Genomic DNA, 18470 nt, shown 5'->3' on the forward strand with positions numbered 1-18470 from the left:
GTCCCTGGAGAGTGATGGAGGACTTGGCGGCCGCACGCAAGCCTTGCGCCGGGGCTGGCGGCCTGCAATCTGTCTCAATCTGCCTCGGCAGCATCAATCGGCGGTGAGGAAACGGCGCATGACGCAAAAGCCTGACAAGACAGCGGCTCCAACGCCGGAACAGGCTGCCCCCATGGCCCCGAAGGGGGCAGGGCTGTTCAGTGCTCCCGCGCTCGCCCGTCTTTCGGCGACGGAAGATCTCGACCGTCCGGCCCGGCTTGCGGCTTTGCCCCGCGCAGGCGTCATGCTGGCCGCTGCCCTGACGGCTGTTGCGGGCGGTGTGGCTCTGCTTTTGCGCTGAAATCCCGCCGCAAGGACCAGGCAGCAACATGCGGAATACTACCAGTTTGACCGGCTTGCGGCTTCCGTGCTGACTGCGCCGGGCCTGCGAGCCCCTGCGAGTTTGCGCGCCGCGCCGTCCTCCCCACGGCAGTGTGCAGCTTGAAAGAGCCTCAGAGCCGGACTTTCCCTGACCACTTGCCCGAGGGCAGGCCTGTGCAAGCCATTGTGTGCGGCCTGATCCCGGCCCTGAATTCTGCCTTGCCGCATCATCCCGCCGGCTGGCGGCAACCCCGTGGCAAACTGTCATGGAAGTGCCAAGCCACCGCAACAATCCGGGTGCAGGATGCATGCGCAGGCTACGCGGAGGTGAAATGTGTTTTCGCTGCAAGGTCACAAGGCACTTGTCGTTGGAATTGCGAATGAAAACTCCATCGCCTACGGATGCGCCCGCGCGCTGAGGAGCCAGGGCGCCGATCTGGCGGTCACCTGGCTGAACAGCAAGGCGGAGCCCTATGTGCGGCCGCTGGCAGAGGAACTGGGGGCGGAAATCGTTGCGCCGCTCGACGTCGCCCAACCCGGCCAGCTTGAGGGCCTGTTTCAGGACATAGCCGAGCGCTGGGGGCGGCTGGACACGCTTGTCCATTCCATTGCCTTTGCCCCGCGGGAGGATCTGCATGGCCGGGTCATCGACTGCTCGTCCGATGGGTTCTCGCTGGCCATGGACGTGTCGGTCCACTCCTTCCTGCGGATGATCCGGCTGGCCGAGCCGCTGATGCCGGACGGCGGCTGCTGCCTGTCCGTCAGCTTCTTCGGTTCGTCCCGCGTCGTGCGCCATTACAACATGATGGGCCCGGTGAAGGCCGCGCTGGAAAGCGCGGTGCGCTATGCCGCAGCCGAACTCGGCCCGCAGGGCATCCGCGTTCACGCCCTTTCGCCCGGACCGCTGAAGACCCGCGCAGCCAGCGGCATCGGCCATTTCGATGAGCTTCTGAGCCTTGCCTCCGAGCGGGCGCCCACGCATCAGCTTGCCACCATCGAGGATGTGGGGGCCATGGCCGCCTTCCTCGCTTCCCCCGCAGCCCGCAACCTGACCGGTGGTGTCCATGACATCGACGGCGGTTTTTCGATCACCGCTTGAGGAGACGCCGTCATGGCCAATGTGTTTGATCTGTTTGATCCTTTCCTCCAGCCGCAGGTCCCGCGAGCCGAGGGAGATGTGATGGCAGCGCTGCAGGGCGCGCTCACCTCAAGCGAAACCGAGATCGGCGCCGCATCGGCCACGGTGGACATTCTCAACACGGCCGTGGCGATCCACTCCCGCAGGATTTCCGAAGTGCATTCGCAGCGCGGCAAGGAAACGGTGGCCGCCGCCCATGCGCTGGTGGATGGCCTGCTGCTGCGCCAGAGGGACGGCGCCCTTGCCCGTGACCTTGCCGAATATGCCCGTGATGCGCTGGAGCGCCTGGTGCTGACGGCCGATACGCTGCGCAAGCGCGGCGACATCTTTCTGGAGCATGAGGCGGCCGGCTGCCCGCCCGTGCTGATGTATGACTATGAAGTCGTCATGGACGGCAAGGATCTGCCTTATCCGTCCAACTACATGCTGCTGCGCATCGTGCCGCCGGAAGGCGTGACGGTGAATGAGAACCGCCGCCCCTATATCATCATCGACCCGCGTGCCGGCCATGGTCCGGGCATCGGCGGCTTCAAGGCGGACAGCCAGGTGGGCGTGGCCCTGCGCGCAGGCCACCCGGTCTATTTCGTGGCCTTCCGTCACATGCCGGAGCCGGGGCAGTACCTGTCCTATGTGGTGCGGGCGGAGGCCGAGTTCGTGCGCGAGGTGATGCGCCGTCACCCCAAGGCCTCGCGCCCGGTGGTGACGGGCAACTGCCAGGGCGGCTGGGCGGTGCTGCTGCTGGCCGCCACCAATCCGGACCTGACCGGGCCTGTCGTCATCAATGGCGCGCCTGTTGCCGCCTGGGCGGGCAAGGTGGGTGAAAACCCCATGCGCTACAATGCAGGCGTTCTGGGCGGCACCTGGGTGCCCATGTTCCTGTCGGATCTGGGCGGCGGCATCTTTGACGGCGCGCATCTGGTGCAGAATTTCGAAATGCTCAATCCGGGGCGCACGCTGTTCCGCAAATACACGGACCTGTTCCGCGACATCGACAAGGGCGATGCGGCCTTCCTCGAGTTCGAGAAATGGTGGGGCGGCTTCTTCCTGATGACCGAGCCCGAGATCCGCTGGATCGTCGAGCAGCTTTTCGTCGGCAACCGCCTCGTCAAGAACGAGGCCCGCATCGAGCCGGGCCGCCCTGTGGACCTGAAGCAGATCCGGGCGCCTATAATCGTATTTGCCAGCCACGGCGATAACATCACGCCGCCGCAGCAGGCGCTGAACTGGATCATCGAGACCTATGCGGATGTGAACGAGATCCGCATCCGTGGCCAGCGCATTGTCTATATGGTGCATGATCAGGTCGGGCACCTGGGCATTTTCGTGTCCTCGCAGATTGCCCGCAAGGAGCATTCCGAGGTGGCCTCGACGCTCAAGACCATCGAGGCGCTGGCGCCGGGCCTTTATGAAATGCGCATCGAGGATGTGACGGAAAAGGACGGGCGGAAGCACTTTACCGTCGGCTTCGCCGAGCGCAGTTTCGATGACATCCGGGCGCTGGACGACACCGTGGCCGACGAGCGCCCCTTCGCCGCCGTTGCCCGCGCCGCCGAAATGCAGGCGCAGGCCTATGACATGGCGGTGCGGCCGGTGGTCCGTCAGATGGTTTCCGGCACGGCTGCCGAAATGAGCCGGGCTCTCCACCCCATGCGCCTCAACCGGGCGCTGGCCTCCAGCCGCAATCCCCTCATGCGGCCGGTGGAAACCCTTGCCGGAAAGGTGCAGGCGGAGCGCAACAAGGCCGCTGCCGGCAATCCGTTCCTTGCCGCTGAAGCCCTCTGGGTGCAGGCCACCGAGCAGGCGATCGACTTCTGGCGTGACACCCGCGACATGGCCTATGAACTGACCTTCCATTCCATGTGGGGAACGCCCTGGGCCCGCGCCTTTGGCCGCACGCACGAAACCCGCCGCACGCTGAAGAGCATTGGCGAGTTGCGTGGGCTGCCGGAAGTCGCCAATGCGCTGATGCAGATCGAGCAGGGCGGTTTCCCCGAGGCGGTGATCCGCATGCTGGTGCTGCTGGCCGAGAACCGGGGAGAGGTCCGCCGCGACCGGCTGGAGCGTTCGGCCCATGTGCTGACCAAGGACGAGCCCTTCCGCTCGCTTGGGGCTGAACACCGGGCCATGATCATCCATCAGCAGACCCTGATCGCCACCTACGAGACCGAACGGGCCATCGAGACCCTGCCGCTGCTGCTGCGTGAGCCGGCGGAGCGGGAACTGGCCCTCAAGGTGGTGCAATATATCCCCGGTGCCATCGAGGAAATGTCACCGCGCACCCTCGCCCTGTTGCAGCGATTCCGTCAGGTGCTGCAGCTGGCGCCGGTGACCGGTGACGTGGCCGAAGATCCGCTGGCCGTGATTTCCAGCGAAGGCGCGGGCGAGCAGGCCGCAGGAAATCTGCCGCATTAGGCGTGAACCCTGTCTGCGGGAACTGCTATGAAATGAGATGCAAGGCGCCCGCCGGACTGAAGAATGCGGCGGGCCATGGGAGGACACGGCATGAAGGGTGCACTCAGCCCGGACGCAGCAGCGGCGCTGATCCCGGAAGGGGCGAGCGTGATGATCGGCGGTTTCATGGCCGTTGGCAGCCCGGAGCGCCTGATCGACGCCATGGTGGCGCGCGGGGCAGGTGGTCTGACGGTGATCGCCAATGACACGGCCATGCCGGGCAAGGGGATCGGCAAGCTGATTACCGCCGGGCTGGTCTCCCGCCTGATTGTCAGCCACATCGGCCTCAACCCCGAAACACAGGCGCGGATGATCGCGGGCGAGATCGACTGCGAGTTGGTGCCGCAGGGCACGCTGGTGGAGCGCATCCGCGCCGGCGGCATGGGGCTTGGCGGCGTGCTGACGCCCACGGGTCTGGCGACCGAGGTGGAAGACGGCAAGCAGGTGATCGAGGTCGAAGGGAAGCGCTATCTGGTGGAGACCCCGCTCAAGGCGGATTTCTCCCTGATCGGCGCCTGGCAGGCCGATTATGTCGGCAATCTCAGCTATCTGCTGACGGCGCAGAACTTCAACCCGGTGATGGCACTCGCCGGAAAGACGGTCATCGCCGAGGCCGAGAGCATTGTGCCTGTTGGCGTGATCCCGCCGGACGGGGTGAAGACGCCGGGTGTGCTGGTCGACCATCTTCTGGTCCGGGCAGCGTGAGGGAGGCCAGCATGGACAGCAAGGAACTCATCGCCCGCCGTGTTGCGCAGGAAATCCGGCCGGGATCGCTGGTGAACCTCGGCATTGGCCTGCCATCGATGGTGGCGAATTTCGTGCCGGCGTCTGCCGGTGTGTTCTTCCAGGCCGAAAACGGCGTGATCGGCCTTGGCGCCCGTCCGCCGGAGGGCATGGAAGACCGGCATCTGACGGATGCGGGCGGCGGCTTTGTCACGGCTGTGCCGGGGGCTGCCAGCATCGACAGTGCCATGAGCTTCGGCCTGATCCGGGGCGGGCATCTGGACATGACGGTTCTGGGCGGGCTGCAGGTCGACGAGGCCGGGCATCTGGCCAACTGGAAGGTGCCGGGCAAGATGGTGCCGGGCATGGGCGGCGCCATGGATCTGGTGACGGGCGCGGCGCGCGTCGTCGTCGCCATGCAGCATGCGGCCCGCGGGGAATCGAAGATCGTGCCGGAACTCACCCTGCCGCTGACGGCGCTGCGCCGCGTCGATCTGGTTGTGACGGATCAGGCGGTCATCGAGCCGATGAAGGAGGGCCTGTTCCTGCGCGAAAGGGCGCCGGGCGTCAGTGTTGAGGCGATTGTGGCCGCCACAGCCGCAAGGCTCGTCATTCCAGACCATGTGCCGGAAATGATCCTGGCCTGAAGACACACCGAGCGCTCCAGAGGCTCAAAGCCTGTCAGGATGTGGCGTCAGAACGGCAGGATCAGCGGCACCAGCAGCACACTGGTGAGAAGGGTGATCAGCGTGAAGGGCACGCCGATCTTCATGAAGTCGCCGAAGCGGTAGTTTCCCGGTCCCACGACCAGCGTGTTCACCGGCGAGGATACGGGCGTCATGAAGGCGGCGGAGGCGGCCAGGGCCACGGTCATGGCAAAAGGGTAGGGCGAGGTGTTCATCTCCTGCGCCACCGCCAGAGCCACCGGCGCCATCAGCACGGCAGTTGCCGTGTTGGAGATGAAAAGGCCCAGAACGGAGGTTGTGGCGAAGAGCGCGGCCAGCACCAGATGCGGGCTTGCCTCTCCCAGAATGTCCAGCAGCAGGCTGGCGGCAATATCGACCCCGCCGGTGCGCTGCAGCGCCAGCGAGAAGGGCAGCATGCCGACGATCAGAATGAGGCTCTGCCAGTGGATCGAGCGGTAGGCTTCTGCCATGCCGATGCAGCGGAACAGCCCGAGCAGCAGGCATCCGAACAGCGCGGCCTGAACATTCGGCACGATGCCGGACACCATCAGAGCGATCACCAGCGCCAGCACGGCCAGCGTCCGCGGGGCCCGGTGGCGGGCATGGACGGCATTTTCGGATTCGGCCGGCAGGTCCAGCAGCACCAGATCGCGCCGCTCGTCCGCCAGATTGCGGATCGACCGCCAGGGACCGGCAGCCAGCAGCGTGTCGCCTGCCTGCAGGACTTCGGCGGTGACAGCTTCGGGCACCGGTTTCGTGCCGTGCTTCATGCCAATGACCGACAGGCCATAGACCGAACGGAACTTCGCGCTCATCAGCGTCTTTCCGGTCAGGCGGGAGCCCGGCGGCACAAGGATCTGCGCCATGCCGATTTCCTGCGTGGTGTCGGCAAGCCATTGCTCCGTCACCGGCAGTTCCGCAAGGCCATGGGTTCGGGCAAAACTGGCAAAGTCAAAGCCGGATTTTTCGCTGCTGACCCGCTGGTCGATCATCAGGATGTCGCCGACCTCCAGCACGGTGGCGGCCTGGGGCGAGATCAGCTTGCGGCGGAACAGATTGCCCCGTTCGATGGCGATGATGTTGATGCCGGCACTGGCACGCAGGTCCAGCGTGTCGAGCCGCCGGCCGGAAAGTCCTGAGCCGGGCATCACCTGCAGCCGGTGCTCGCGGCCGCCGATGGCATAATCCTCCACCCAGCTTCTGAGGGCGGCACGGCCTGAGACTTCCGCCGTTTCGCCGGGAGAGAGAAACCGCCGCGCCGCCAGCATGTAGAGCACTGCCAGCAGCAGCACGGGCACGCCAAAGGGGGTGAAGGCAAAAAAGCTGAAGCCCTCATGCCCCTGCCGGATCAGTTCGGCGTGAATGACAAGGTTTGGCGCTGTGGCGACGAGGGTCATCATGCCGCTGATCAGCGCCGCCATGGACAGGGGCATCATCAGCCGGCCCGCCGGAATGCGGGCCTTGCGGGCGATGCGCAGCACGATGGGAATGAAAATGGCGACCACCCCGGTGGAGGACATGAAGGAGCCGACACCGGCCACGATCAGCATCAGCAGAAAAATCAGCCGCGCCTCGCTGGCGCCTGCCCTGAGGGTGAGCCAGTCGCCCAGCCGCTGCGCCACGCCCGTGCGCACCAGCGCTTCGCCAATGACGAAAAGCGCCGCAATCAGCACGATGTTCGGGTCGGACAGCCCGGCCAGCGCCTCCTGCATGCTGATCACGCCTGTCAGCGGCAAGGCGGTCATCATGATCACCGCCACAACATCCATGCGCGGCCGGTTGACCGCAAACATGATCACCGCAGCGCCAAGGAGGGCAAGAACCTGAGCAAGCGCAGACATGGGCAGAACCTCGTTGGCGGCAGGGGCAGGGCGCGGGGATGACCGGGGCATCATCCCCCAACAGGGGCAGACTGGCAACCGCCGGAGCCTCCCAGAACCTTGTTGTGCCCGCGTGAGACGGGCGGCCCATTGTCCGGGCGCCTGTGTGATTTCATGGCTTTGCAGGAAGATATTATACTGCTTTGGAAGCCGTGAGGGCGAGGGCGGTGAAAGGAAGAGCGGTGCCTGCGAGCGCAGATGCTCTTGCGGGCTCCCGGCCGGATTTTCGGGCCGCACTCTGCGCAATGGACAAAGGCTGTGGTCAAGCGGCACAAACTTGCTTAGAGCTTCACGTCCGGAAACCTGCAGCCGCCCGAGGAGTGCCCGAGTTTGCCCGATATCCATCTCACGCCAGCTGTTGCAACGGCTCTGTTCATCGTGGCCTGTCTTGCAGGCTACAGCTACAGGCGTGTGTGGAAGGCAGAAGGCCCCAGGTGGCAGCTCTGGCTCTACGGATTGCTGGCCGCAACAACGCTGCTGGTTCTGGCTTTCGTGCCTCTGGTGCCAGGCCGCTAAGGTGATGGGGTGCTGAGGTGCCGGGGCGCTGAGGTATTTGGCACCGGCAAAGCCTGGTGAGGCAGCAGGAAGGTCAGGAGGCCTGATTGGCCTCCGCCATCTTCTGGCGCTTGCGCGGGCAGGCCATGCGCTCATGCAGCGGGCTGTTCGGATCGATCTCGCGCTTGCACACAAGGCAATGATCGGCGCCGGAAATCGCGTTCAGTCCGCCGCAGCTTCCCTTGATGGTGCGCCCCGACACGATCACCCCGATCGCCATGCCCAGCACCACAATCAGGAACAGAACAAAAGCGATCGCGAGGGTTGCCATGGGTGCTGTCCTTGCCTGTTCAGGCCGTCAGGGATGCCAGACGGCTGCTTTCGCTGGTGATGAGCTTGGCGCCGGAGGTTTCGATGAACATGACCGCAAGGCCCTGCGTCTCGGCGATTTCCAGCCCGCGCTCACGGCCCAGCACCAGCATGGCTGTCGCCCAGGCGTCCGCCAGCATCGCGTTTTTGGCCAGAACGGTCGCAGACACGGTCGCGTGGGTGATCGGACGGCCCGTGGTGGGGTCGATGATATGCGAGTAGCGCTTGCCGTCAGCTTCGAAATAGTTGCGGTAGTCGCCCGACGTGGCCATGCCAAGCCCGGACACGCCGATCTTGCGATGCACCCCGGCTTCGCCGGCGAGCGGAACCTCGATACCGATCTGCCACGGCATGCCGGCACCATTGTGGCCCGATGCGTAAAGGTCGCCGCCGATCTCGATCATGAAATCGGTCAGGCCGGCCGTGCGCAGCACCTCTGCCACCTGGTCGGCGCCATATCCCTTGCCGATGGCCGAGAGATAGATGCTGGTGCCGGAAGCCGACTTGACGAGTGAGCCATTGGCCAGCGTCAGCATGCGGGACTGGCCCACGATGTCCATAACCGGAGCAATGTCCGCATCCTGCAGCGCGCGCTGCTGCACCTGCGCTGCGCCAAATCCCCAGAGGTCGATCAGCGGGCCGGAGGTGATGTCAAACCGGCCTTCGCTGGCCTGATGCACGGATTGCGCGGCGCTGAGCACGGTGTTCATTCCGGGCGACAGGTTCAGCGGCTCGCCGGCTGCGGCGGCGTTGATGCGCGACAGATCCGAGTTCTTGTCCCAGTTCGACATGGCACGGGTCACATCGGCCAGCGCGGTCTGAACTTTTGCACTCAGATCCTTTGCGTCCACGTTCTGCCCGTTGCTGACAGCCGTGATGTTCCAGGTTGTACCCATGGTCTGGCCGGACAGCTTCAGCAGCTCAGACCCCGGCTTGCAGGCAGCAAGTGCGGCCGTCATGATCAGGAAGGATCGCCGGGAAATCGAGGTCAGACCAGACACTGGAGTTTCTCCATCTTATGAAAACAGGGGGCGCAAAGCGCCAAGAGTTTGGTCGTGAATACGTCGTGATGCCAGTCTCTGCAACTGAAACCGTAATGGGGCAAAAAAAAACAGGACATGTCCCGGAAAAGGTTCCGTTTTCGAAGAAGGGAAGGCATAAGGGGGATAAAATCACTGGGTAGAGATTCAGGTGCAGAAATTTTCGCTTCGCAAAGGTCTCCAGCTTCCGATCCTCGGTGCCCCAAGCGCGGGTGAGCAGGACGGACCGGCTGTCAGCACCGTCGCCATCCTGGGCGCGGATTACATTGGTCTAAAGCCACGGCTTCTGGTCGCTGAGGGCGATGCAGTCGGGGCAGGGGCCCCCATCCTCACGCATAAAGACACGCCCGAGGTGATGGTCACCTCGCCTGTGAGCGGGCGAATCAAAGCCATCAACCGCGGCGCGCAGCGCAAGCTGATCAGCGTCGAGATTACGGTTGATCCGGCGGCCGCCGAGCCGGTGAACTTCGGACAGACCGGAGACATCAGCACCCCGGAAGGAGTGGTGGAGCGGCTTTGTGCCAGCGGCTTGTGGACATCTTTCCGCACCCGTCCCTATTCCAAGATGCCTTCGCCCGAATCCCGGCCTGCTGCGATTTTTGTCACGGCAATGGACACCGAGCCTCTTGCGGCAGATCCGGTGCCTGTGATTACCGCCCGCGCCGAAGCCTTCGAGCGCGGCTTGCAGGCAGTCGCCATGCTGACGGAGGGCAAGACTTTCCTGTGTCACGAGGACGGCGCAAGCTTGCCGGGCGCATCGGTGCCCGGTGTCGAGGTGGCGCAGTTCAGCGGGCCGCACCCGGCTGGCCTTGCCGGAACCCACATGCATTTTCTGGCGCCGCCAAGTGCTGCACGGACCGTCTGGAGCATTGGTTATGCCGATGTCATCGCCATCGGGCAGCTGCTGCTGACCGGCTATCTGGACAGCTCCCGCGTTGTGGCCATCTGCGGGCCGCTGGCGGCCAATCCGCGTCTGGTGCGCACCATTGCCGGCGCGTCGATGGCCGAACTTACGGCCGGTGAGAACCCGGCCGGCGTGCCGGTGCGCCTCATCTCAGGATCGGTGCTGAGCGGCCGGGCCGGTGCCGGCGCCGAGGCCTATCTCGGCCGTTATGCGCGGCAGGTCACGCTGATCGAAGAGGATCACAAGCAGATCCCGCTCGGCTGGATCCGGCCGATGGCTTCCAAATTCGCTGTGCAGCCGGTACTGGGCTCGGCCTTCACGAAGAAGCTTTATGCGCTGACCACCAATCTGAACGGCGGCCGGCGCGCCATGGTTCCGATCGGAACCTTCGAGCAGCTGATGCCGCAGGACTATCTGCCGACGCAGCTGTTGCGCGCGCTTCTGGTGATGGACACCGACGAGGCGCAGGCACTCGGGGCGCTGGAGCTGGACGAGGAGGACCTCGGCCTGGTCGGGTTTGCCTGTCCTGCCAAATATGAATACGGCATTGCCCTGCGCGATTGCCTGACGAAGATCGAAAGAGAGGGCTGATCGCGTGGGTTTGCGCAGTTTCTTCGACCGGATCGAGCCGCATTTCACCAAGGGAGGCCGCTATGAGCGGTTCTTCCCGCTTTATGAAATGGTGGAAAGCTTCCTCTACACCCCCCGCACAGTGACGACTGTGGCACCGCATGCACGGTCCTACATCGACATGAAGCGGATCATGACCTATGTGGTGATCGCGACCATCCCTTGCATCCTGATGGCGCTTTACAACACGGGGCTGCAGGTCAATCTGGCCATTGCCAGCCATGGCGCGAGCGGCTGGCGCGCGTCCATCATCGAGGCTCTGGGGATCGGCTTCGATGCCGCCAACCCTCTGGCCAACATGCTGCATGGCCTGTTGTACTTCCTGCCGATCTATATCGTCACGCTCGCCGTCGGCGGCGTCTGGGAAGTCCTCTTCGCCACCGTCCGCCGTCACGAAGTGAACGAGGGCTTCCTCGTCACCTCGATGCTTTATACTCTTATCCTGCCGGCTTCGACGCCGCTGTGGCAGGTTGCGCTCGGCATCTCGTTTGGTGTGGTGATCGGCAAGGAAGTGTTCGGCGGTACGGGCAAGAACTTCCTCAATCCGGCGCTGGTCGGCCGTGCTTTCCTGTATTTCGCCTTCCCGGCACAGATGTCGGGAGACTCGGTCTGGACGCCCGTTGACGGGTTCTCCGGCGCCACGGCGCTGGCCGTCGTTGCCGCTGAGGGCCATCAGCAGCTCGTCACCTATGGCATCACGTGGATGGACGCCTTCATCGGCACCATTCAGGGCAGCCTGGGCGAGACGTCGACGCTTGCCTGCCTCATCGGCCTCGCCTTCCTGCTTGTCACCCGCATTGCCAATTACCGGATGGTGCTGGGCTGCATGGCAGGGATGATCGGCTTCTCGGCCCTGCTCAACTTCATCGGATCCGACAGCAATCCGGCCTTTGCCATGCCCTGGTACTGGCACCTCGTGACGGGCGGCTTTGCCTTTGGCCTCGCCTTCATGGTGACGGAGCCCGTTTCGGGATCCCATACGAACGCCGGCCGCTATGTCTATGGGGCGCTGATCGGCGTGATGGTCGTGATGATCCGCGTGATCAATCCGGCTTTCCCCGAAGGCATGATGCTGGCGATCCTGTTCGGAAATGTTTTCGCGCCCTTGATCGATCATTTCGTCGTCAAGGCCAACATCAAGCGGAGGGCGCGGCGTCTATGAGTGACCAACGCGAAACGCTCACGGCAAACACGCAGAAGGGGCCGATCGGCCGCTTCCTCGCCCTGCCTGCCGATTCAACGCCGAAGACGATCTTTGTGGCGGTCGTCCTCTGCCTCGTTGCCTCGATGGTGGTGTCTCTGGCGGCTGTCAGCCTGAGGCCGCTGCAGCAGCAGAATGCCCTGCGCAACCAGCAGATCAACATTCTGCAGGTGGCCGGCCTTTATGAGCCCGGCCAGGACGTTGCCAAGGCCTTTGCCGTGTTCGAGCCCGGAGTTCTTGAGCTAGAGACCGGGCGGCTGACTGACAAGTTTGACCCGGCCACCTTCGATAACCGTGCTGCAGCGAAGGATCCGGAACTCTCCGTTGCCCTGACCGATGACCCGGCTTCGATCGTGCGTCAGGCCCGGTTCGTGTCTGTCTATATTCTTCGCGATGCCAATGGCGCCGTGGATAAGGTGATTCTGCCCATCCATGGCTATGGCCTGTGGTCCACGCTGTACGGCTATGTTGCCATCGAGGCGGATGGCAGCACGATCTATGGCCTGCAGTTCTATCAGCACGCGGAAACGCCGGGCCTTGGCGGCGAAGTCGACAACCCGCGCTGGCGTGCCCAGTGGAGCGGCAAGTCGATCTACAATGACGCCGGAGATGTGGCGATCACGATTTCGCGCATGGCTCCTCCCCGGGGGCAGGAGCATCACATTGATGCGATTTCCGGTGCCACGCTGACTGGCCGCGGTGTTGAGAATCTCGTCCGCTTCTGGATGGGCGATAGGGGCTATGCTCCCTTCCTCGCCAATGTTCGCGCAGGAGAAATCTGATGGCGCAATCACGCAAGTCCATGCTGGTCGACCCGCTGGTCGACAACAATCCGATCACCTTGCAGGTTCTTGGCATCTGTTCGGCACTGGCGGTGACGACCTCGCTGCAGCTTTCCCTGGTGATGGCGCTGGCGGTGACCTTCGTGACATCGTTTTCCTCGATGTTCATTTCGGTGATGCGCAACCAGATCCCGACATCGATCCGCATCATCGTGCAGATGGTCGTGATCGCCAGTCTGGTGATCGTGGTGGATCAGGTGCTCAAGGCCTATGCCTTCGAGATCTCGCAGACGCTGTCGGTGTTCGTCGGCCTGATCATCACCAACTGCATCGTCATGGGCCGGGCCGAAGCCTTTGCCATGAAGAACCCGCCGGTGGCTTCCTTCATCGACGGTGTCGGCAATGGCATGGGCTACGGCCTGATCCTGATGATGGTGGCCTTCATTCGTGAACTGTTCGGGTCAGGAACGCTGTTCGGCGTGACCGTGTTCCAGACCGTGAACAACGGCGGCTGGTATGTGCCCAACGGCCTGCTGCTTCTGCCGCCTTCCGCCTTCTTCGTCATCGGACTGATCATCTGGGCCTTCCGCAGCTGGAAGCCGAAGCAGGTCGAGAAACGCGAATACCGCATTCAGGTCGTGGAGCAGCACTGATGGAGCAACTCTTATCCCTCGCGGTGAAGGCGGTTTTCGTTGAGAACCTGGCCCTGTCGTTCTTCCTCGGCATGTGCACCTTCCTGGCTGTGTCCAAGAAAATCGCCACGGCTCTGGGCCTGGGCATTTCCGTGATGGTCGTGCAGACCATCACGATCCCGGCCAACAACCTGCTGCTCACCTACATTCTGGGGCCCGGCGCCCTGGCATGGGCCGGGTTCCCGGATGTTGATCTCAGCTTCCTTGGCCTGATTGCCTATATTGGCGTTATCGCGGCCATGGTGCAGATCCTGGAAATGACGCTCGATAAGTATTTCCCGCCGCTCTACAACGCACTGGGGATCTTCCTGCCGCTCATCACGGTGAACTGCGCCATCCTCGGCGGCTCCCTGTTCATGGTCGAACGCAACTACAGTTTTCCCGAGTCCATGGTCTATGGTGTGTCCTCCGGCTTTGGATGGGCACTGGCCATTGCCGCCATGGCAGGCGTGCGTGAAAAGCTGAAATATTCCGACGTTCCCGATGGCCTGCAGGGCCTTGGGATCACGTTCATCACAGCCGGGCTGATGGCTCTGGCATTCATGTCCTTCTCGGGCGTGAACCTCTGAGGCTGGACAGATGCAGACTTTCACCCTCGGCGTTCTTTTCTTCACCCTGATCGTGCTGGCGCTGGTCACGCTCATCATCTTCGCGCGTGCGCGGCTGGTGTCTTCAGGCAATGTCAACATCACCATCAACGGGGAGCGGACGATTTCGGTTCCCGCAGGCGGAAAGCTTCTGCAGACGCTTGCGGCTGAAAAGCTGTTCGTCCCCTCCGCCTGCGGCGGCGGCGGCACCTGCGCGCAGTGCCGCGTGCGGGTGCTGGAAGGCGGCGGCTCGATCCTGCCGACCGAAACCTCCCACATTACCAAGCGCGAAGCAGCCTGCGGCGACCGCCTGTCCTGTCAGGTCGCGGTCAAGCAGGACATGAAGATCGAGGTCCATGACGAGGTCTTCGGCGTCAAGAAGTGGGAATGCACCGTCCGCTCCAACAACAATGTTGCGACCTTCATCAAGGAACTGGTTCTGGAACTACCCGAAGGCGAGGATGTGAACTTCCGCGCCGGCGGCTACATCCAGATCGAGGCTCCGGCGCATGTGGTCAAGTACAGCGACTTTGATGTGGCCGAGGAGTACCGCGAGGATTGGGACAAGTTCAATCTCTGGCGCTATGAATCGCGCGTGGACGAGGGGCTTGAGCGCGCCTATTCGATGGCCAACTATCCGGACGAGAAGGGCATCATCATGCTCAACGTCCGCATTGCCTCGCCCCCGCCGCGCGCCGAAGGCGTGCCTCCGGGCAAGATGTCGTCCTTCATCTTCAACCTGAAGCCGGGCGACAAGGTCACCATCTCGGGCCCGTTCGGCGAATTCTTCGCCCGCGACACCAAGAAGGAAATGATCTTCATCGGCGGCGGTGCGGGCATGGCGCCGATGCGCAGCCACATCTTCGACCAGTTGAAGCGCCTGAAGAACCGGGACCGCAAGATCACCTTCTGGTACGGCGCCCGCTCCAAGCGCGAAATGTTCTATGTCGAGGATTTCGACGGCCTTGCTGCCGAATTCCCGAACTTCGAATGGCATGTCGCCCTGTCCGACGCGCTGCCGGAGGATGACTGGAAGGGCTACACCGGCTTCATCCACAATGTGCTGTACGAGCAGTACCTCAAGAACCATCCCGCGCCTGAGGACTGCGAATATTACATGTGCGGTCCCCCGATCATGAACCAGTCGGTGATCAAGATGCTGCTCGATCTGGGCGTCGACCGCGAAGACATCATGCTGGACGATTTCGGCGGCTGATCCTGACAAGAGCCGCCGGGCCAATAAGCGCCCGGCGGCTTTTTCTATGGCAGGGTTTTATGCCGGCTCCAGATGGGCTTGCCTGACGGGCAAGCTGGTAAAGCGCGATGCGGCGCCTGAGAAATTTCAAGGCGTGATGCGTCAGCATCGAAAGCCTTGCTATCAGGCCCATGGCATTGGCCCTGATCAATCATCGAGGCGATAAGGAAACTCGAGTGTCTGACCCTGCTGCCCCCCATTCCACTCCGCAGATCGATGAGACGTGCTTTGCAGCCATCGACGAGGACCGGCTGTTCTCTGCGCCCGTCAGCACCCATCCGGCACGGATCCTGATCCTCTACGGGTCGCTCAGGCCACGCTCCTTCAGCCGGCTGTCGGCCGAGGAGGCCGGGCGCATCCTGACGAGGTTTGGCGCCGAGGTGCGGTTCTTCAACCCTTCGGGCCTGCCGCTGGTGGATGATGGGGTGGATGCCAGCCATCCGAAGGTGCGTGAGCTGCGCGATCTGGTGGCCTGGTCGGAGGGCATGGTCTGGTCGAGCCCGGAGCGCCATGGCGCCATGACCGGCCTGATGAAGACCCAGATCGACTGGATCCCGCTGTCGGATGGCGCCGTGCGGCCGACACAGGGCAAGACCCTCGCCCTGATGCAGGTCTCGGGCGGCTCGCAGAGCTTCAACGCGGTCAACCAGATGCGCATCCTCGGCCGCTGGATGCGGATGCTGACGATCCCCAACCAGTCTTCCATTCCGAAAGCCTTCCAGGAATTCGACGACGAGGGACGGATGCGCCCGTCGCCCTTCTTCGACCGGATTGTCGATGTGATGGAGGAACTGGTGAAGTTCACGCTCCTGACCCGCGGCCGGTCGGACTATCTGGTCGACCGTTACTCCGAGCGCAAGGAAAGCGCCGAGGCTCTGATGAAGCGCGTCAACCAGTCCGCAGCAACATGAGGTGAACAGCCTCACGCCGGGTGCCACGCAGGTTCAAGCCGGAGCCTGAAGACAAGAGGGCCGGGAGATGAAAATGAAGCTGATTGGGGCCGAAGAGGTCAACAAGGCGCTCACATGGCCGGCGCTTGTGGAGGCCATGCGTGCGGCGCACCGGTTGGCGGAGCCTGCGGTCAAGGACATGCATCTTGCGTCCGGCACCGGCAATCTTCTGGTCCGTTCCGCCTGGTTCCCGGGCAGGATGCTGGGCGTCAAGGCCGTCACGGTGTTTGCCGGCAACCCGCGCGCAACGCCGCCGCGCCCGGCGGTTCAGGGCAGCTTCATCCTGTTCGACGGAGACAGCGGCGCGCCGGTGGCCGTCATCGACGGCGCGGCCATTACCGCATGGAAGACCGCCGCAGATTCGGCTCTGGGTGCGGATCTTCTCGCCCGGCAGGATGCAAGGGTTCTGCTGATGATCGGGGCGGGTGCCATGGCCGAACCCCTGATCCGGGCGCATCTGTCGGTGCGGCCCTACAGCACCGTTCTTGTGTGGAACCGCAGCCGGGAAGGGGCGGAAGCGCTGGCCGGCAGGCTCGCCACTCTGCCGGCGGAGGTGAAGGTCTGCAGTGATCTGCGCGCGGCCATGGCGCAGGCGGATGTGATCAGCAGCGCCACGATGGCGCAGACGCCCTTCATTCCAGGTGATGCGCTACCCGAAGGCTGCCACCTTGACCTCGTTGGCGCCTACCGCCCGGACATGCGGGAGGCGGATGATACCGCGCTTCAGCGCTCACGCCTCTTTGTCGATTGCCGCGATACCACTGTGGCCGAGATCGGCGAGCTGCTGATCCCGATCCGCAACGGGCTCATCACCGCCGGTGACGTGGCGGGCGACCTCTTCGACCTCGTGGCAGGGCGCGCCGGGCGGGGCGCAGACACCGAGATCACCCTCTACAAGAACGGCGGCGGCGCCCACCTCGATCTGATCACGGCACAGCTGATCCATGATTTGCTCGACGGCGTGCCGGAGTGAAGCTGTGCGGCCATGAGAAGCCCAGGGTGCGCGGGGATTTCTGAAAACAACATTCCTCAGGCTTTCCGGGCGTGGAGCATTGCGTGACACCACGCCCGGTTAGTGCAGCTTGTCAGAGGATGGAGACCTTGCCGGTTGCAATCTCGTAGATACCGGCAACGGATTTGATTTTGCCGGACGCGTGGAAGTCCGACAAGATTGGTCCGGTCGTCTCTGCCTTCTGGGCGTTGAGCCGCGCATTCTGAGCTGTTGCAGCGGCAAGCAGGTCTGCCGGATTTTCCGGCATGACATCATAAACCGCTGGACGGATGGCGTTAACAAGGCTGGGCAGGTGGCCGGGCGGCAAGGTGTTGTCGTGGATCGACTTGATCGTCGCACTCACCGCACCACAGGACGAGTGTCCCAGCACGAGGATTGCCTTGATGCCGAGAACCGCCGCAGCGTATTCAAGACTGGCCAGGCCGTCCTCATTGATGAAGTTTCCGGCAACGCGGACGACGAACAGATCTCCGGGACCTTGGTCGAAGATCAGTTCGGGAACGACGCGGGAATCTGCGCAAGTCACGATTGCCGCGAAGGGCTGCTGTCCTTCAGAGCGCGCCGTACGGCCTGCCGAATGGTCCGTGTTGATGGCTTCGTTGGCAACATAACGGGCGTTGCCGTCAGCAAGAGCCTGCAGTGCCTCGCTGGTTGTTTGCGGCCGGGGGATGCTGCAGCTGCAGTGTCGCTGGCAAAGGCTGAAGACATGAACGGCGCGGCGAGACCGAGCGCCAGCCCGCCCTTAAGAAGACTACGGCGAGCGATGGAAAAACCCGAACACTCCTGACACATGATATTTCCTCCTCAAAAGCCAGGACAGATGAGCCGTCCTCAGGCTTGCTCCGGCCAGGGCCTTTTGGCGCCAAGTGGCTGGTTCTCAATATTCTGCCCTGATTTAGGAGGGCGATTTTCGTAATATAAATTATTATTATTATTATTATTGTATTTTATATTTACTGTCTCCGAATGTGAGGTTTTTGAGCGTGAAACGCATATTGATATTATGCGTATTATATATGTGGATTTGCAATAGTTGAAGGGGCTGACATAGATAGCGTTTGCAGTTTTACTTGAACCACCAGTTTTGCAGGACGCTGACGAGATTGGCAACGGGACGATGGTTGAAGCGCCACTCGCACTCCTTGATGAAGAGGTGGAAGTGCTGCTGGGGAATGCCGTTGTAGCCCCTCAGATGCCGCTTCGCCTGGTTCCAGAAGTTCTCGATACCGTTGATGTGGTTGGCATCTTCGGCAAAGAGTTCCGAGTGGTTGATCCGGACGTGATGGAACTCGGAAACGTCCAGCACGTCATAGGC

19 protein-coding genes are annotated in these 18470 nt (G+C 63.0%); 14 read left to right on the plus strand and 5 right to left on the minus strand.

Annotation, left to right across the window (positions count from 1 at the left end; all coding sequences use genetic code 11):
• Positions 1 to 118: 118 nt before the first annotated feature.
• From IF10I1_RS08425 to IF10I1_RS08445, 5 genes are all read left to right on the plus strand, one after another.
• Positions 119 to 340 (plus strand): hypothetical protein, encoded by a 222-nt coding sequence (locus tag IF10I1_RS08425; protein ID WP_186391863.1) that lies wholly within the window; start codon positions 119 to 121, stop codon positions 338 to 340.
• Between the two features lie 354 nt (positions 341 to 694).
• A complete protein-coding gene (gene fabI, locus IF10I1_RS08430) occupies positions 695 to 1459 on the plus strand; it encodes an enoyl-ACP reductase FabI (protein WP_186391862.1) in 765 nt (254 codons plus the stop codon).
• Positions 1460 to 1471: 12 nt separating this feature from the next.
• Positions 1472 to 3910, plus strand: coding sequence for a DUF3141 domain-containing protein (locus IF10I1_RS08435; RefSeq protein ID WP_186391861.1), 2439 nt, complete (start codon positions 1472 to 1474; stop codon positions 3908 to 3910).
• Between the two features lie 90 nt (positions 3911 to 4000).
• On the plus strand, positions 4001 to 4654 hold the full coding sequence (locus tag IF10I1_RS08440; RefSeq protein ID WP_186391860.1) for a CoA transferase subunit A: 654 nt from the start codon (positions 4001 to 4003) through the stop codon (positions 4652 to 4654).
• Between the two features lie 11 nt (positions 4655 to 4665).
• Entirely contained in the window at positions 4666 to 5319 is a 654-nt protein-coding gene (locus tag IF10I1_RS08445) for a 3-oxoacid CoA-transferase subunit B (protein ID WP_186424443.1), read from the plus strand.
• A 47-nt stretch (positions 5320 to 5366) separates the two neighbouring features.
• Here the strand turns inward: IF10I1_RS08445 and IF10I1_RS08450 are convergent, their stop codons facing one another.
• On the minus strand, positions 5367 to 7199 hold the full coding sequence (locus IF10I1_RS08450) for an SLC13 family permease (RefSeq protein ID WP_186391858.1): 1833 nt from the start codon (positions 7197 to 7199) through the stop codon (positions 5367 to 5369).
• 369 nt (positions 7200 to 7568) lie between these two features.
• Between IF10I1_RS08450 and IF10I1_RS08455 the strand changes: the two genes are divergently transcribed.
• A complete protein-coding gene (locus IF10I1_RS08455; RefSeq protein WP_050472826.1) occupies positions 7569 to 7754 on the plus strand; it encodes a hypothetical protein in 186 nt (61 codons plus the stop codon).
• Positions 7755 to 7827: 73 nt separating this feature from the next.
• Here IF10I1_RS08455 and nqrM read toward each other — a convergent pair whose 3' ends face one another.
• Together nqrM and IF10I1_RS08465 are read right to left on the minus strand one after the other, a co-directional pair.
• Positions 7828 to 8064 carry a (Na+)-NQR maturation NqrM gene (gene nqrM, locus IF10I1_RS08460; protein WP_050472827.1) on the minus strand — a complete coding sequence of 79 codons (237 nt, stop codon included), beginning with the start codon at positions 8062 to 8064 and terminating at the stop codon, positions 7828 to 7830.
• Positions 8065 to 8083: 19 nt separating this feature from the next.
• The gene (locus tag IF10I1_RS08465; protein WP_244284639.1) at positions 8084 to 9103 is read right to left on the minus strand and encodes an FAD:protein FMN transferase; all 1020 of its coding nucleotides are present in this window, start codon (positions 9101 to 9103) and stop codon (positions 8084 to 8086) included.
• A gap of 190 nt (positions 9104 to 9293) precedes the next feature.
• On the opposite strand from IF10I1_RS08465, the gene IF10I1_RS08470 reads away from it, so the two are divergent.
• The 8 genes from IF10I1_RS08470 (at position 9294) to IF10I1_RS08505 (ending at position 17116) form a co-directional block, all read left to right on the plus strand.
• Positions 9294 to 10637, plus strand: coding sequence for a Na(+)-translocating NADH-quinone reductase subunit A (locus IF10I1_RS08470; protein ID WP_186391857.1), 1344 nt, complete (start codon positions 9294 to 9296; stop codon positions 10635 to 10637).
• 4 nt (positions 10638 to 10641) lie between these two features.
• Positions 10642 to 11838, plus strand: coding sequence for an NADH:ubiquinone reductase (Na(+)-transporting) subunit B (locus tag IF10I1_RS08475; protein ID WP_050472829.1), 1197 nt, complete (start codon positions 10642 to 10644; stop codon positions 11836 to 11838).
• Positions 11835 to 12659, plus strand: a complete 825-nt coding sequence (locus IF10I1_RS08480; protein ID WP_058899599.1) for a Na(+)-translocating NADH-quinone reductase subunit C — start codon at positions 11835 to 11837, stop codon at positions 12657 to 12659. Before IF10I1_RS08475 ends, IF10I1_RS08480 begins: the two co-directional genes overlap by 4 nt.
• Positions 12659 to 13312 (plus strand): NADH:ubiquinone reductase (Na(+)-transporting) subunit D, encoded by a 654-nt coding sequence (locus IF10I1_RS08485; protein WP_058899600.1) that lies wholly within the window; start codon positions 12659 to 12661, stop codon positions 13310 to 13312. The genes IF10I1_RS08480 and IF10I1_RS08485 overlap by 1 nt, the downstream gene beginning before the upstream one ends.
• Positions 13312 to 13920: an NADH:ubiquinone reductase (Na(+)-transporting) subunit E gene (gene nqrE / locus IF10I1_RS08490; RefSeq protein ID WP_050472832.1), complete on the plus strand. Its 609-nt coding sequence runs from the start codon at positions 13312 to 13314 to the stop codon at positions 13918 to 13920. The genes IF10I1_RS08485 and nqrE overlap by 1 nt, the downstream gene beginning before the upstream one ends.
• A 10-nt stretch (positions 13921 to 13930) precedes the next feature.
• Entirely contained in the window at positions 13931 to 15154 is a 1224-nt protein-coding gene (gene nqrF, locus IF10I1_RS08495) for an NADH:ubiquinone reductase (Na(+)-transporting) subunit F (protein WP_050472833.1), read from the plus strand.
• Positions 15155 to 15369: 215 nt separating this feature from the next.
• Positions 15370 to 16104: an arsenical resistance protein ArsH gene (gene arsH, locus IF10I1_RS08500; RefSeq protein WP_371328531.1), complete on the plus strand. Its 735-nt coding sequence runs from the start codon at positions 15370 to 15372 to the stop codon at positions 16102 to 16104.
• A gap of 73 nt (positions 16105 to 16177) precedes the next feature.
• Positions 16178 to 17116 (plus strand): ornithine cyclodeaminase family protein, encoded by a 939-nt coding sequence (locus tag IF10I1_RS08505; RefSeq protein ID WP_186391855.1) that lies wholly within the window; start codon positions 16178 to 16180, stop codon positions 17114 to 17116.
• Positions 17117 to 17228: 112 nt separating this feature from the next.
• Here IF10I1_RS08505 and IF10I1_RS22935 read toward each other — a convergent pair whose 3' ends face one another.
• Positions 17229 to 17681, minus strand: a complete 453-nt coding sequence (locus IF10I1_RS22935) for a carbonic anhydrase (protein WP_244284638.1) — start codon at positions 17679 to 17681, stop codon at positions 17229 to 17231.
• A 540-nt stretch (positions 17682 to 18221) separates the two neighbouring features.
• Positions 18222 to 18470: transposase (locus IF10I1_RS08515; protein ID WP_186424444.1), on the minus strand; the 249-nt coding region annotated here is incomplete at its 5' end.

Source organism: Pannonibacter sp. I15F10I1 (genome assembly GCF_900185665.1).
In the GTDB taxonomy this organism is placed as follows: domain Bacteria; phylum Pseudomonadota; class Alphaproteobacteria; order Rhizobiales; family Stappiaceae; genus Pannonibacter; species Pannonibacter indicus.